Annotated in this window: 11 protein-coding genes; 8 read left to right on the top strand and 3 right to left on the bottom strand. The window is 66.8% G+C overall.

The window, feature by feature from the left end:
• Window positions 1-7: 7 nt before the first annotated feature.
• The gene (locus L0U83_RS17595) at window positions 8-1534 is read right to left on the bottom strand and encodes a peptide MFS transporter (protein ID WP_233885062.1); all 1527 of its coding nucleotides are present in this window, start codon (window positions 1532-1534) and stop codon (window positions 8-10) included.
• Between the two features lie 178 nt (window positions 1535-1712).
• Here L0U83_RS17595 and L0U83_RS17590 point away from each other — a divergent pair, with 178 nt between their 5' ends.
• From L0U83_RS17590 to L0U83_RS17575, 4 genes are all read left to right on the top strand, one after another.
• Entirely contained in the window at window positions 1713-2396 is a 684-nt protein-coding gene (locus L0U83_RS17590) for a DJ-1/PfpI family protein (RefSeq protein WP_233885060.1), read from the top strand.
• A gap of 183 nt (window positions 2397-2579) precedes the next feature.
• A complete protein-coding gene (locus L0U83_RS17585) occupies window positions 2580-2918 on the top strand; it encodes a DUF4148 domain-containing protein (protein ID WP_233885059.1) in 339 nt (112 codons plus the stop codon).
• A gap of 292 nt (window positions 2919-3210) precedes the next feature.
• Window positions 3211-4707: a DASS family sodium-coupled anion symporter gene (locus L0U83_RS17580; RefSeq protein ID WP_233885058.1), complete on the top strand. Its 1497-nt coding sequence runs from the start codon at window positions 3211-3213 to the stop codon at window positions 4705-4707.
• Window positions 4708-4748: 41 nt separating this feature from the next.
• On the top strand, window positions 4749-5801 hold the full coding sequence (locus tag L0U83_RS17575) for an Ldh family oxidoreductase (protein WP_233885056.1): 1053 nt from the start codon (window positions 4749-4751) through the stop codon (window positions 5799-5801).
• A 98-nt stretch (window positions 5802-5899) separates the two neighbouring features.
• Here L0U83_RS17575 and L0U83_RS17570 read toward each other — a convergent pair whose 3' ends face one another.
• Window positions 5900-7072 carry a 4-hydroxybenzoate 3-monooxygenase gene (locus tag L0U83_RS17570; RefSeq protein ID WP_233885054.1) on the bottom strand — a complete coding sequence of 391 codons (1173 nt, stop codon included), beginning with the start codon at window positions 7070-7072 and terminating at the stop codon, window positions 5900-5902.
• A 236-nt stretch (window positions 7073-7308) separates the two neighbouring features.
• On the opposite strand from L0U83_RS17570, the gene treF reads away from it, so the two are divergent.
• The 4 genes from treF to L0U83_RS17550 all read left to right on the top strand — a co-directional run bounded on the left by treF (window position 7309) and on the right by L0U83_RS17550 (window position 13095).
• Complete coding sequence (gene treF / locus L0U83_RS17565; RefSeq protein WP_233885053.1) at window positions 7309-9144, top strand: alpha,alpha-trehalase TreF; 1836 nt, start codon at window positions 7309-7311, stop codon at window positions 9142-9144.
• A gap of 73 nt (window positions 9145-9217) precedes the next feature.
• Window positions 9218-9892: an HAD family hydrolase gene (locus L0U83_RS17560; RefSeq protein ID WP_233885052.1), complete on the top strand. Its 675-nt coding sequence runs from the start codon at window positions 9218-9220 to the stop codon at window positions 9890-9892.
• Between the two features lie 183 nt (window positions 9893-10075).
• A complete protein-coding gene (locus L0U83_RS17555; protein ID WP_233885051.1) occupies window positions 10076-11035 on the top strand; it encodes a glycosyltransferase family 2 protein in 960 nt (319 codons plus the stop codon).
• A gap of 71 nt (window positions 11036-11106) precedes the next feature.
• Window positions 11107-13095, top strand: a complete 1989-nt coding sequence (locus L0U83_RS17550; protein WP_444544256.1) for a PAS domain-containing hybrid sensor histidine kinase/response regulator — start codon at window positions 11107-11109, stop codon at window positions 13093-13095.
• Between the two features lie 18 nt (window positions 13096-13113).
• On the opposite strand, the gene L0U83_RS17545 is transcribed toward L0U83_RS17550, so the two are convergent.
• Window positions 13114-13947 (bottom strand): class II glutamine amidotransferase, encoded by an 834-nt coding sequence (locus tag L0U83_RS17545; protein WP_233885049.1) that lies wholly within the window; start codon window positions 13945-13947, stop codon window positions 13114-13116.
• Window positions 13948-13992: the final 45 nt, after the last annotated feature.

Genomic DNA, 13992 nt, shown 5'->3' with positions numbered 1-13992 from the left:
GTATCGATCACTGGATGTTTTCCGACTGCGGCTCGCGCGAGGCTTGCGCGCCGCTTTTGGCGTGATGTTCGCGCGAGAGGCGGTTCATGATCGGCAACAACAGCACCGCCACCAGCACGCCCAGCGACGCGAGCCAGCCAAGCCCCGTGAAGAGCCGCGTATAAAGCGGCAACGAGGTAAGCGGGTCGAGCGTGCCCGAGGGCATCTGCGCGAAATTCGCCACCACGCTGCCCAGATACTGCGAAACACCGGTCGCGACGAAGTACGCGCCCATCATGAAGCCGCTCATGCGCGCGGGCACGTAGCGCGCGATCATCGCGAGTCCGAGGCCGCTCACGAGCAGTTCGCCGAGCGAATAAAGCCCGTAGCCGGCCACCATGAACCACGACGACACGCGCCCTTCCACCGCGTAGCGCCCGCTCGCCGCGAACACGAAAAAGCCGGCGGCGACCACGGCGAAGCCGAGTGCGTACTTCACAGCCACCGGCACGTCGCGGCCGCGGCGCGCAAGCGACGTGTAAAGCACGGCGAGCACCGGCGAAAGCACCATGATCCAGATGGGATTGAGCGCCTGGAATTGCGCCGGGCTCCAGCGGAACAGCGCAATCCCGAACAGCGAGAACTGCGGATCGACGTTGCGCAGCGCGAACAGCGTGAGCGACGTCGACATCTGCTGATAGAACACGAAGAACAGGATCACCTGGCACGTGAGAATGAGCGCCGCGATCAGGCCGGCGCGCTCGGCGTGCTCGCAGCGCACGAGCATCCAGCCGAATATCGCGAGAATGGCGGCAGCCGCGGCATACACGCAGCCGCGCGCGATCGCCTCGTGCTGGAGCACGAACATCGTCGCCGCGCCGAGCGCCACGGCGCCCACTGCCACGAGCGCGGCGCGGCCGAGGTGCAGCGGCTCTTCGTCTGGGGCCGAGCCGATACGCGAGAGCGAGCGGCGCATCAGAAGGAAGTTGAGGATGCCGAGCGCCATGCCCGCGCAGCACACGCCGAACGCGGCGTGCCAGCCCCAATGCTCCTTGATCCACGGCGTGGCGAGCATCGAGATGGTCGAGCCGATGTTCACCGCCATGTAGTAGATGGTGAACGCGCTGTCGAGCTGCGCGTCGTCGCCCTCGTAGATGCGCCTCACGAGGTTCGCCGCGTTCGACTTGAAGAGGCCGTTGCCGACCACGATCACGCCCAGCGAAGCGTACATGTGGCTCAGGCTGTCGTTGGGCAGCGCGAGCATGAAGTAGCCGGCCGCGAGGATCACGGCGCCCGCCACCATGGAGCGCCGTGCGCCGAGAATCTGGTCGCCGATCCATCCGCCAATGGCCGGCGCCGCGAACACGAGCGCGACGAAGGCGCCCCACGTGAGGTTCGCCTCGCGGTCGCTGAAGCCGACCTGCTCGACCATGAACAGCACCAGTAGCGCCGCCATGCCGTAGTAGCCGAAGCGCTCCCACATCTCTATCAGGAAGACCGTCGTGAACGAACGGGTCCGGCTTGGGCTGGTCGTGGCGTTGGCTGGCGTATTCATGTTGCGTATTTCCTGTTGCGGTGGTGCACGGCGCGCGATTGTACTCGCGCGTGCGCCGCTGGCAGTTTTTGCGCGGTTTTTGGCATGGTTGCGCACCGTGGCGAGATTACAGTGATTTCCGATTCGTCGGCACGCCGCCGGCCCTCTTCGACAGCCCAACCTTGAACGGAAGCGCACCATGGCACTGCAAATCGGCTTTCTCCTGTTTCCTGGCGTCCAACAGCTCGACCTGACCGGCCCGTACGACGTGCTTGCCTCGATGCCGGACACCCAGGCGCGGCTCATCTGGAAGACGCTCGATCCGGTCCGCTCGAGCACCGGCCTCTTGCTCACGCCCGACACGACTTTCGAGGACTGCCCGCCGCTCGACGTGATCTGCGTGCCGGGCGGCAGCGGCGTCTCGAAGCTGATTCCCGACGACGAGACACTCGCATTTCTGCGCCGCCAGGCGGACACGGCGCGCTACGTCACCTCGGTTTGCACGGGCGCGCTCGTGCTCGGTGCGGCCGGGCTGCTGCGGGGACGCCGCGCGACCACGCACTGGGCATTCCACGAACTGCTGGAGCCGCTCGGCGCGCTGCCCGTGAAAGCACGCGTGGTGCGCGACGGCAACGTGCTGACCGGTGGCGGCATCACGGCGGGCATCGATTTCGCATTGACGCTCGCCGCCGAACTGATCGGCGACGAGGCCGCCCAGGCGCTCCAGCTCGAACTCGAGTACGCGCCCGCGCCGCCGTTCGACTCCGGCGACCCCGCCAGCGCACCCCGTGCAATCGTGGAAAGGTTGCGCGCGCAGACAGCGGCGTCGCTCGCCGAACGCGCGCGCATCGTCGCGGCGGCGGCCGCGAAACTCGCCGCTTGAGCGCCCGGAGCGGCCAGCGCGGTTGTATCGCGGTTGCCCGTCAGCCAGGGTCAGCGCCTGCTACCGTCTTTGTTGTGGATCGATTACATTGAGCGACGGGCGTGCCGCTGCTTCCTGCGCAGCGGCCAGCACCCGTTCTCGCAGCCCTGAGTAAGCCGTTCAAACCAATCATGAGGGGAATCAATGCGCTCCACCACCAGCAAGCTGACTCTCGCCGCGGCTGCCGCCGCATTCCTGATCGGCGTCACCGCGCCAGCGTTCGCGCAAACGGAAGCCAGCGCTCCCGCCGCCGACCAGGCCACGACTTCGCAACCGCCCACCAAGGAACAGAAGGCACAGGCCAAGGCTCAGGCCAAAGCGCAGCGCAAGGCCGAACGCAAAGAAGCCCGCGCGAAGAACAACGCCGAGCTGAAGAAGCTGGAAGACGCGGGCTACAAGCCGGCGCTGAACGACCCGAACTATCCGCAGAGCCTGCAGGACGCACAGAAGAAAGCTAACGCTGCTGCTGGCGCCAGCCAGTAACACTGAATCGCGATTCGTCATTTCCGTTTTAACCGGCTGCCTTGCCGGTTAAAACGCTTCCACCGTCCGCTCGCCCGGATCACCCGCAGCATCGTCAAACGCTGCATGTCCCCCGCCTTCGCGCTCGCCGTACACACTAGACGCTTCATCTGCGGAATGGCAGTACCATCCGCGAAGCGAATGCGCTGACTCGTTCGCAAGCCGCAACATCGCCGCTTTTCGAAGCTGCACGCGCTCGGCCAGCTGCCATCGCGAGCCATGCTGCGTGCATGCCCAACGTGGAGTCACCGCCATGAACGCACCCCAGCCCGCCGCCAACGCGAGCGCCGCGCCGCAGAAAAAGGGCATACCTGTGGGCCTGATCGCGGGCGTGATCGCGCTCGTCGTCGTGCTGCTTTTGCCCCTGCCGGATAGCCTCCCGCCCGCCGGCCAGCGCATGCTCGCCATCCTCGCATTCGCCGTCGTCGTGTGGCTCACCGAAGCGGTATCGTACGAAGCGAGCGCCATCATCATCACCTCGCTCATGGCGTTTCTCGTGGGCACCGCGCCCACCATCGAAAACCCCGCTGTCGACTACGGCACCAACAAAGCCATCAGCATGGCGCTCGCGGGCTTCTCCAATTCCGCGCTCGCGCTCGTGGCCGGCGCCCTCTTCATCTCCGCGGCGATGACCGTTACCGGGCTCGACCGGCGCATTGCGCTCGTCACGCTCTCGCTCATCGGCACCACCACGCGGCGCATCCTGATCGGCGCGGTCGCCGTGACCATCGTGCTCTCGCTCGTGGTGCCGAGCGCCACCGCGCGCAGCGCCTGCGTCGTGCCGATCATGGTGGGCGTGATTTCGGCGTTCGGTGTGGACAAGCGCTCGAACATCGCGGCGGGCATCATGATCGTGGTGGCGCAAGCCACGAGCATCTGGAACGTCGGCATCCAGACCGCCGCCGCGCAGAATCTGCTGACCGTGGGCTTCATGGACAAGATGCTCGGCGCGCGCGTCACGTGGCTCGACTGGCTTATTGCGGGCGCGCCCTGGGCGATCGTGATGTCGGCGGTGCTGCTCTTCATCGTGCTCAAGATGCTGCCGCCCGAAGCCGACGCCATCGCCGGCGGCAAGGAAGCTGTCGAAGCCTCGCTGCGCGAACTCGGACCCATGACGGGCCCGCAAAAGCGGCTGCTGGGCGTCTCCATCGGCCTGCTGTGCTTCTGGGCGACCGAAGGCAAGCTGCACCCGTTCGACACGACCTCGGTCACCTACGTGGGCCTCGTGCTGCTGCTGTTGCCGCGCTTTGGCGTGATGGACTGGAAGACCGTGCAAAGCCGCATTCCATGGGGCACGGTGATCGTGTTCGGCGTGGGCATCAGCCTCGGCACGGCGCTGCTCACGACGAAGGCGGGCCAATGGCTCGGCGACCTCGTCGCGCATCATACGGGGCTCGACACCGCCACGCCGTTCATGGCGTTCGCGATTCTCTCGGCCTTTCTCATCCTCATCCACCTCGGTTTTGCGAGCGCCACGGCGCTCACCTCCGCGATGCTGCCGATTCTCGTGTCGGTGCTGCAGTCCATGCAGGGCGATTTCAACCGGCTCGGTCTCACGATGCTGCTCGGCTACGTCGTGAGCTTCGGCTTCATCCTGCCGATCAACGCGCCGCAAAACATGGTGTGCCTCGCCACCGAAACGTTCACGGCGAAGCAGTTCGCGCGCGTGGGCATCGTGCTGACCGTCATCGGCTATCTGTTGCTGCTGCTGTTCGCCGCGACGTGGTGGCGCTGGCTGGGCTGGATCTGAACGCTGCACCCGAACACCGCACTGTTAGCGAGGAGCCGCTCATGAAAGTCAATATCGACGACGCACGCCGCTTCGCCACGGCCGTGCTCACGAACGTCTCGGTGCCTGAAGACATCGCCGCCGACGTGGCCGCCCATCTGATCGAGTCCGACCGAGTGGGCTACTCGAGCCACGGCCTTTCGATCCTGCCCAACTACAAGCGCGTCCTGGCCGCCGGTTTCGTCACCGCCGACGGCCGCGCCGAGCGCGTGGTGGACCGCGGCAGCCTGATCGGCTACGACGGCCACAGCGGCTTCGGCCAGCACGTGGGCAAGGTCGTGATGGAAGACGCGATCGCGCGCACGCGCGAACATGGGCAATGCATCGTGACGCTGCGCCAGACTCATCACCTGGGGCGCATGGGGCATTACGGCGAAATGGTTGCAGCGCAGGGCTATGTGCTGCTCGCGTTCACCAACGTGGTGAACCGCTCGCCGACCGTGGCGCCCTTCGGCGGGCGCGAGCCCCGGCTCACGACCAACCCGTTGTGCTTCGCGGGTCCGCTGCCGGGCGGTCGGCCACCCTTCGTCGTGGATATCGCCACGAGCGCCATTGCCGTGAACAAGGCGCGCGTGCTCGCGGAAAACGGGCTGCCGGCGCCCAATGGCTCCGTGATCGACTCGAACGGCCAACCGACCAACGACCCGAACGTGCTGTTCGCCGACCCGCCAGGCGCGCTGTTGCCGTTCGGCCTGCACAAAGGCTACGCGCTCGGACTCGTGGCGGAATTGCTCGCAGGCGTGCTGTCGGGCGGCGGCACGATCCATCCGGACAATCCGCGCAATGGCGTCGCCACCAACAATCTGTTCGCGCTGGTGCTCGATCCGCAGGTGGATTTCAATACGACGTGGCGCTCGCAGGAGGTCGAATCGTTTCTCGACTATCTGCTCAGCTGCCCGCCTCAGGATCCCTCGCAACCAGTGCAGTATCCCGGCCAGTACGAAGCGGAAAATCGCGCGCGGCACATGCAGACGATCACGCTGCCCGACTCCGTGCGAAAGCCCTTCGCCGACATCGCGAACGAACTGGGCATCGCGCCGCTCACGGCGATTTGAGCGGGCTTGCGCAGCCCAGCGCGACACCGCACACGCAAAACGGCCGCGCGAGCCCTTCGGGACTCGCGCGGCCGTTTCGATTATTCGCGGCGCTTATCTCACACCGCAACCGCGCCTACGTAGTTCTCGGCCATCGCCGTCGCGGCGGCGCGCGACGTCGTGACGTGCTCCAGCTCAGCCACTTGCAGGCGCTGCTCGAACGGCGTGGCGTCGTCGAGACGGTGCATCATGCGCGTCATCCAGTACGAGAAGTGCTCCGCGCGCCAGATGCGGCGCAGCGCCGTTTCACTATAGGCGTCGAGCAGATCATTGCGTCCTTCCTTGTAGAAGGCCACGAGCGCCGCGCTCAGCACGCGCACGTCCGCCACCGCGAGATTCAGGCCCTTCGCTCCGGTAGGCGGCACGATATGCGCCGCGTCGCCCGCGAGAAAAAGGCGGCCGTGCTGCATCGTGGTCGTGACGAAGCTGCGCATGCCGACGATGTTCTTCTGGAAGATCTTGCCGTCCACCACCTGGTGGCCTTCGAGCGAATCGACGCGTGCATGCAACTCGGCCCAGATGCGGTCGTCGGACCAGTTCTCGACGTTGTCCTTCGGGTCGCACTGGAAATACATGCGCTGCACATTCGGCGAGCGCGTGCTGACGAGCGCGAAGCCGCGCTCGTGGCGCGCGTAGATCAGTTCGTCGGAAGTGGGCGGCGCCTCGACGAGAATGCCGAACCAGCCGAACGGGAACACGCGCTCATAGTCCTGGCGCAACGCCGCCGGAATCGAGGCGCGCGACACGCCGTGGAAACCGTCGCAGCCGATTACGTAGTCGCAATGCAGCTCGTGCTCCTCGCCTTCGTGGTTGAAGCGGATCGACGGCGTGCTGGTTTCCACGCCTTGAATCGAGGTATTCGAGACGTTGAAGAAGAGCTTGCCGTCCGCAGCCACGCGCGCGGCCACGAGGTCTTTGAGCACTTCATGCTGTGCGTAGACCGTGATGGCTTTGCCCGTGAGGCCAGTGAGATCGATGCGGCGGCGCTTGCCTTCGAACGCGAGTTCGAAGCCGTGGTGCAGCGCGCCTTCGGCCTTCATGCGAGCGCCGACGCCGGCTTCGGTGAGCAAGTCCATCGTGCCTTGCTCGAGCACGCCGGCGCGAATGGTCGATTCGATCTGATCGCGGCCACGCAGCTCCAGCACGACCGAATCGATGCCACGCAAATGCAGAAGATGAGAAAGAAGCAGGCCCGCGGGCCCGGCGCCAATGATGCCAACCTGAGTGCGCATGAGATGTCTCCTGATGCGGCGTTGCTTGAATTGATTTTTCGCAAGTTTCGCCGCTGCGCCCGTTATCGCGCAACGCGATATGCAGAATATGGACTATCCCGATTTCGAATAGCGCCGCACTCGCCAGCCGTCTCGTTGAGTCGTGGCGCGGAACGGAAATTGCTCATTTGCACGCTTCGCCTGCGCTCCAGCTTTGGGCGCCGGCGCGCTCCTCGCCCACCAAGAACATCAAGCCCATGCCTTTGCCGCTCCGCTCCCGCACGCCCGAATTCGCCACGCAACTCCGCCACTCATCGTTTGCCGCCACGCTCGCCGCCGCGTTGTGTCTCGCTTGGCCGCTCACGCAAACCGCCCATGCCGCCGATGCCCTGGCTTCCGCCGCATCCTCCGCGAGCGCGCAGGAATTGCAAAAGCCGGCGCAATCGGCAAAACCGGTTCGTTCGCCAGCGCAGCACGACTCGGCAAAAGAGAGCCAACCCGCCACGCCCGCCGACCTCTACGGCCGCTTCTATCACGACGTGCAGCTCGCACAGGTCTTTCCCGACAGCAAGACGTTTGCCGACATGCTGCCGAACGCGCGCCCCGGCCAGATCACGGCGGCCTACGAGCGCTGGCGCCAGCAGCATGCGGACGAGCACGACGCCGCAGCGCGCAAGGCCGCGCTCACGCAGTTCGTGAACCAGTACTTCACGGCCCCGGCACAAACCGAAGACCACTACGTTTCCGATCCGAACCAGGACGTCGTCGGCCACATCGACACGCTCTGGAACGTGCTGAGCCGCCGCCCCGACGCGAAGCCGAATCCGTATTCGTCGCTGCTGCCGCTGCCTTATGCGTACGTCGTGCCGGGCGGGCGCTTCAACGAGATCTACTACTGGGATTCGTACTTCATCATGCTCGGTCTGGAGGCGAGCGGCCGCCACGAACTCGCGCTCGACGAGCTGAACAACTTCGCCGCGCTGATCGACCGCTACGGGCACATCGCGAATGGCAATCGCACGTACTACCTGAGCCGCTCGCAGCCGCCGTTTTTCGCGCAGATGGTGAGCCTCGTTGCCGGGAAAGACGGCGACGCCATGTACCCGCATTACCTGCCGCAACTGCGCAAGGAATACGACTACTGGATGGCCGGCGAGCAAACGCTCAAGCCCGGCCACGCCTCCCGCCACCTCGTGCGCCTGCCCGACGGGACGCTGCTCAACCGCTATTGGGACGCACGCAACCGGCCGCGCGACGAGTCGTACCGCGAGGACATCATCACTGCACGCGCCACGCCCCAACGCGACGCCTCGGACCTCTGGCGCAACCTGCGCGCGGGCGCGGAAACGGGCTGGGACTACAGTTCGCGCTGGCTCGCCGACGGCCACACGCTCTCGACCATCGACGTGACTTCGCTCGCGCCGGTGGATCTCAATTCGCTGATGGTGATTCTCGAACGCACGCTCGCGAAGGCCTACGGCCTGAAGGGCGACGCGCGCGAGGCCGAACTCATGACGAAGCGCGCGCAACAACGCGCCGACGCCATCGACCGCGTGCTCTGGGACCCGCAATTGCATGCGTACAGCGACTACGACTTCGCGCATCACACGCTCACGCACCGGCTCACGGCGGCGACCGTCTATCCGCTCTATGCGGGCGTCGCGACGAAGGCCCAGGCGCAGGACGTGGCCGCCGCCGTGCGCGCCGGCCTGCTGCGCCCCGGCGGCCTCGCCACCACCCAGGTCGCGACGGGCCAGCAATGGGACGAGCCGAACGGCTGGGCGCCACTGCAATATCTCGCGGTCGTGGGACTGCGCCGCTATGGTGAGCAGGACCTCGCGCAGGAAATCGCCACGCGCTGGATCGCGACGAATCTCGCCTACTACGCGCGCACGCACAAGCTCGTCGAGAAGTACGACGTGAGCGCGTCGGCCACCAAGGCATCGTCGGCGGGCGGCGGCGAATATCCGCTGCAGGACGGCTTTGGGTGGACCAATGGCGTGCTGCGCGTGCTGTTGCAGATGTATCCGCAGGCTGGGGCCGCACGAGGCGCAGCCGCAGCGTCCGGCGCAGCGGCGGCCAGCGCGCCCTGAGGCAACGTCCGCGCGCACGGCGTACACTTTTTGCGCCAACGCAGCGTCATCGTCGCGTGCCAAAGGAGCCCTCATGCGCAACGAATCGGCCTTTTTGTTCGACCTCGACGGCACGCTCGTCGACAGCGTCTACCAGCACGTGCTCGCCTGGAAGGAAGCGCTCGACGCGGACGGCATCGAGCTTTCGGTGTGGCGCATTCACCGGCGCATCGGCATGAGCGGCGGGCTCTTCATGAACCAGTTGCTGCGCGAGACGCACGAGGCCATCTCGCCCGAGCGCATCGCGCGCTTGCAAAAACTACACGCCGACGCCTACCGCCGCCACGCCGACCAGGTGCGCCCGCTGCCCGGCGCGCGCTCGCTGCTCGACACGCTGACCGCCGCCCAGGTGCCGTGGGCGATCGCCACGAGCGGGCGGATCGCCACGGCTTCCGTGAACTTGCAGGCGCTCGGCGTGGACCCGGCGGTCACGACCGTGGTCACGCGTGACGAAGTGCGCCACGCCAAGCCCGACCCCGATCTTTTCGTCGCCGCGGCATTGCGGCTGAACGTGCCGATCGAGCGCTGCCTCGTGGTGGGCGACAGCGTCTGGGACATGCTCGCGGCCCAGCGCTGCCGGGCGCTCGGCATTGGCCTGCAGTCGGGCGGCTACGGCACCGAGGAACTGCAATGCGCCGGGGCGCTGCGCGTGTACGAAGATCCCGCCGATCTGCTCGGCCACCTCGACGAAGTCTGCGCCCGCGACTGACCGCTAACTGCGCGCCGCCGGACGCGGCGCGAAATTTGCGCAGTTCACGGCTGTGCAGCGCAGCACCGCTGCTGCGCCGCCGTGCCTCTAGCACACCGCATGTACTGCATGTCGCGCGCCATCGGCGTATGCTGACATAGGTCAATTCGACAACTCACCGGCCGGCTCCCGCCGCCTGCTGCGATGAACGACTCCGCCCATGCCCCCGGAACTTCCAGCGCGCCGCGCGTGACGGTGGTCGTCCTCACGCGCAACCACGTGCGTCAAACCATCGATACGGTCGCGCGTCTCACCGCGCTTCCCGAGCACCCCGATGTCATCGTGGCCGACAACGGCTCCACCGATTCCACCGTCTCGCTGCTGGCATCGCTCTTTCCGCAAGTGCGCATCATCCAGTCGCTGGGCGACCACGGCATGGCCGGGTTCAATCGCGCCGTGCTGCTCTCGCGCACCGATTACGTTGCGTGCTGCGACGACAGTACCTGGTTCGCGCCCGGCGCGCTCGCACGCGCGGCGCAGCTGCTCGACGCGCACGCGCAAATCGCCGTGCTCAATGCGCGCGTGGTGAGCGGCGACGAACGCGAAATTCACCCCGCCTGCCTGATGCTCGCCGCCACGTCGCCGGGGGCCGAAGGCGTGGCGGGCCCTGTGCTCGCCAACTTCATGGCCGGCGCATGCATTTTCCGCGCGGGCGTGTTCCGCGCGCTCGGCGGCTACGAGGAGCGGCTTTCGCACGGCGGCGCCGAGGAGCTTGCCGCGCTCGACATGCTTTCGGCCGGGCACCAGATCGTCTATTGCGAGCAGGCGCTCGCGCATCGCGAGCCGCTGTACCGCTGGTTCACGCGGGCGCAGCAATGCGCGCTCGCGCGCAACACGGCCTGGGTGGCGTGGATGCGCCTGCCCGCGCGCGACGCGATCGCAGCAACCGGCCGCGCACTGGCGGTGTTCGCGCGCCAGCGCTCGCTCGGGCCCGCTGGCGTGGCGCTGCTGCGCGGCGCATTCTGGACGCTGCGCGCACGCCGCGTGGTGCCGCCGCACGTCGCGCTGCTCACCCGCCAGGTGCGCCGCGCGGAACGCCACGTGCGCGCAGGCATTCCGGCAATGGCCGAAAAGTACGACCGCTCCGGGCAGCGCGCGTGGTAAGCTGCGGCGCCCGCCACGCGCGGGTCGTCCATTCAGGAGGCCGGAGCCTGTCAAACTTCTGAACAGGCCCTATGACAGACCCGAGGACCATGACGACGCCCGACCCCGGCATCGCCCCGCACAATGTCGCCGCGGAAAGCCACAATGAGCGCCGCTTCGAGGCGCTCGTGGATCCGATCGAGGATTACGCGATATTCCTGCTCGACACGCGCGGCTACATCGTGAGCTGGAATCGCGGCGCGGCCCGCATCAAGGGCTACGAAGCGCACGAGATCATCGGCCAGCACTTCTCGCGCTTTTACACCGACGAAGCCAACGCACGCCGCTGGCCCGAGCACGAACTGGAGCAGGCCACGCTGCACGGACGCTTCAACGACGAAGGCTGGCGCGTGCGCAAAGACGGCACGATGTTCTGGGCCAACGTCGTCATCACCGCGCTGCGCGAACGCGACGGCTCGCTCGCGGGCTTCGCCAAGGTCACGCGCGACCTCACCGCCGAACGCAGCCAGGTCGAGGCGCTGCGCCTCTCCGAAGAGCGCTTTCGCCTGCTCGTGGAAAGCGTGAGCGACTACGCGATCTTCATGCTCGATCCGCAGGGCATCGTGGTCAGCTGGAACACTGGCGCGACCAACCTGAAGGGTTACCGGCCGGCCGAGATCGTCGGCCAGCATTTTTCCGTGTTTTATCCGCCCGAAGAGATCGCCGCCGGTCAGCCCGAGCGCGAACTGCGCCGCGCGAGGGATTTTGGCCGCGTCGCGACCGAAGGCTGGCGCGTGCGCAAGGACGGCTCGATGTTCTGGGCCAACGTCACGCTCACCGCAGTGCACGACGGCCACGGCCGGCTCACGGGATTCGCGAAGGTCACGCGCGACATGACCGAGAGCCGCCGCACCGACGAGCTCGAACATTCGAGCGAGCAGATGAAGCAGTTCCTCGCCATGCTCGCGCACGAGCTGCGCAACCCGCTCGCGCCGGTGCGCAACGCCGTGGCCACGATGCGCCTCATGGATGCGCCGAGCCCCGAGATCGAGCGCGCGCGCGAAATGATCGACCGCCAGATCGTGCATCTCACGCGGCTCGTGGACGACCTGCTCGACGTCGGGCGCATCACGTCGGGCAAGATCGAGTTGCGCGAGGCGCCGCTCGACCTGCGCGAAGTGGTCGCGCACGCCATCGACGCGGCGCAGCCCTTCACCTCGGCGCGCGGCCAGCACGTGGACGTGCAGATGCCCGACGAGACGCTCACCATGACGGGCGACCACACGCGCCTCGTTCAGGTGCTGCAGAACCTGCTGCACAACGCCTCGAAGTTCTCGCCCGACGGCAGCCATATCGTCGTGGACGTGCGTTCCGCGGCGCGCGCCGTGCAGATCAAGGTGCGCGACGAAGGCCGCGGGCTGCGGCCCGGCACGCACGAGTCGATCTTCGGCCTGTTCAGCCAGGACCGCTCCGTGCCGGGGCCCGCGGAAAACGGGCTCGGCATCGGCCTCATGCTGTGCCGCTCGCTCGTCGAACTGCATGGCGGCACCATCTCCGCCACGAGCGACGGGCCGGGCAAAGGCAGCACGTTCACGATCCGCCTGCCGTTCGCGCGCGATACCGTGCACGCCATGCAGCCGCCGCCGCTCACCCCGGACGCGGCCGAGCTTGCCGCGCTCGCCGAGGCCGGAGTGCCGTCGCTGCGCGTGCTCGTGGTCGACGACAACCGCGACTCGGCCGACAGCCTCGCCATGCTGCTCGAACTCAAAGGCCACGACGTGCGCGTGGCCTACAGCGCCGCCCACGCGCGCGAGGAAGTGGACGGCTTCACGCCCGACGCCGCGCTCATCGACATCGCCATGCCCGAGATCGACGGCTATGCGACGCTGCGCGCCCTGCGCGCGCTGCCGCCGCTCAAGCACACATTGTTCGCCGCGATGACGGGTTTCGGCCAGGCCGCCGACGTCGAACTCACGCGCGAAGCGGGCTTCGAGATGCATCTCGTGAAGCCCGTGGACGTCACGCTTTTCGACGAGGTGCTCGCGCTCGCGGCGGCACGGCAAAGGCGCCGGAACGCCTGACGATCCCTGACGGACTGGCTAAGGCGCGATCGGCGCGAACGGCCGGTACTCGACCTCGGGGCCGCGCACGACAATGGCCGTCGATTCCGGCACTTCGGCCCAGACCTCGGGCCTGTCGCCGAGCGGCTCGGAGACGAGCAGATACGCGTCGTCGCCGGCCGCCGCGATGCGCGGATCGTCGGGATACAGTTCGCGGAGATGCCGGAACGCCGTGGTGTGATAAAGCGAACGCGAATTGCGTTCGCTCGAATAACGCGCGGCGACGATCTGCTCGCCGTCACAAGCGCACACGGTCATATTGAGTGCGGGCTCGACGCCATGCTTCTTCGCGGTGGCTTCAACGAAACCTGCCATACGTTCGAGCGCGGTGACGGGATCGAATTCGAGGCCGAACGTCATCGCCAGATAGAACATCGTTTCGGAATCCGTCGAACCTTCGAGCGCGTTGAAGCGCTCCGGATCGATCGCGACGAGCAGATCGCGCCGCATGAGCGGATAGCTGCGAATCAGCCCGTTGTGCGCGAAGATCCAGCGCCGGTGGCGAAACGGATGGCAGTTCGTCTCCTGCACCGGCGTGTCGGTGGCGGCGCGAATATGCGCAATGAACATGGGCGCGCGCACCGCACGCGCGAGTTCGCGCAGGTTGCGGTCGTTCCAGGCCGGATGCACGCTGCGATAGCGGTACGGAATGTCGTGCGGGTCCTGGAACCAGCCCATTCCGAAGCCGTCGCCATTCGTGGTGGTCGCACCTTTGGTCGAATGCAGGCTTTGGTCGATCAGCGAATGGCGCGCGTGAAACAGCACGGTCTCGAGATGCACGGGGTTACCCGTATAAGCGAGCCAGCGGCACATGATGGTCTCCTTCGTGTGAGGACGCTCGTGTACGCCGGCCGCTTT

The sequence above is a fragment of the Paraburkholderia flagellata genome, assembly GCF_021390645.1.
Lineage (GTDB): Bacteria > Pseudomonadota > Gammaproteobacteria > Burkholderiales > Burkholderiaceae > Paraburkholderia > Paraburkholderia flagellata.
Note: the sequence above shows the minus strand (reverse complement) of the source record. Positions and strands in the feature narration are given on the sequence as shown.

What these genes read in the sequence shown, in the direction of transcription:
- L0U83_RS17585 (WP_233885059.1), top strand. Translation starts at nt 2,580, where the DNA reads ATGCGCTCCACCACCAGCAAGCTGACTCTCGCCGCGGCTGCCGCCGCA.
- L0U83_RS17580 (WP_233885058.1), top strand. Translation starts at nt 3,211, where the DNA reads ATGAACGCACCCCAGCCCGCCGCCAACGCGAGCGCCGCGCCGCAGAAA.
- L0U83_RS17550 (WP_444544256.1), top strand. Translation starts at nt 11,107, where the DNA reads ATGACAGACCCGAGGACCATGACGACGCCCGACCCCGGCATCGCCCCG.
- L0U83_RS17545 (WP_233885049.1), bottom strand. Translation starts at nt 13,947, where the DNA reads ATGTGCCGCTGGCTCGCTTATACGGGTAACCCCGTGCATCTCGAGACC.
- L0U83_RS17575 (WP_233885056.1), top strand. Translation starts at nt 4,749, where the DNA reads ATGAAAGTCAATATCGACGACGCACGCCGCTTCGCCACGGCCGTGCTC.
- L0U83_RS17560 (WP_233885052.1), top strand. Translation starts at nt 9,218, where the DNA reads ATGCGCAACGAATCGGCCTTTTTGTTCGACCTCGACGGCACGCTCGTC.
- L0U83_RS17590 (WP_233885060.1), top strand. Translation starts at nt 1,713, where the DNA reads ATGGCACTGCAAATCGGCTTTCTCCTGTTTCCTGGCGTCCAACAGCTC.
- L0U83_RS17595 (WP_233885062.1), bottom strand. Translation starts at nt 1,534, where the DNA reads ATGAATACGCCAGCCAACGCCACGACCAGCCCAAGCCGGACCCGTTCG.
- L0U83_RS17555 (WP_233885051.1), top strand. Translation starts at nt 10,076, where the DNA reads ATGAACGACTCCGCCCATGCCCCCGGAACTTCCAGCGCGCCGCGCGTG.
- L0U83_RS17570 (WP_233885054.1), bottom strand. Translation starts at nt 7,072, where the DNA reads ATGCGCACTCAGGTTGGCATCATTGGCGCCGGGCCCGCGGGCCTGCTT.
- treF (WP_233885053.1), top strand. Translation starts at nt 7,309, where the DNA reads ATGCCTTTGCCGCTCCGCTCCCGCACGCCCGAATTCGCCACGCAACTC.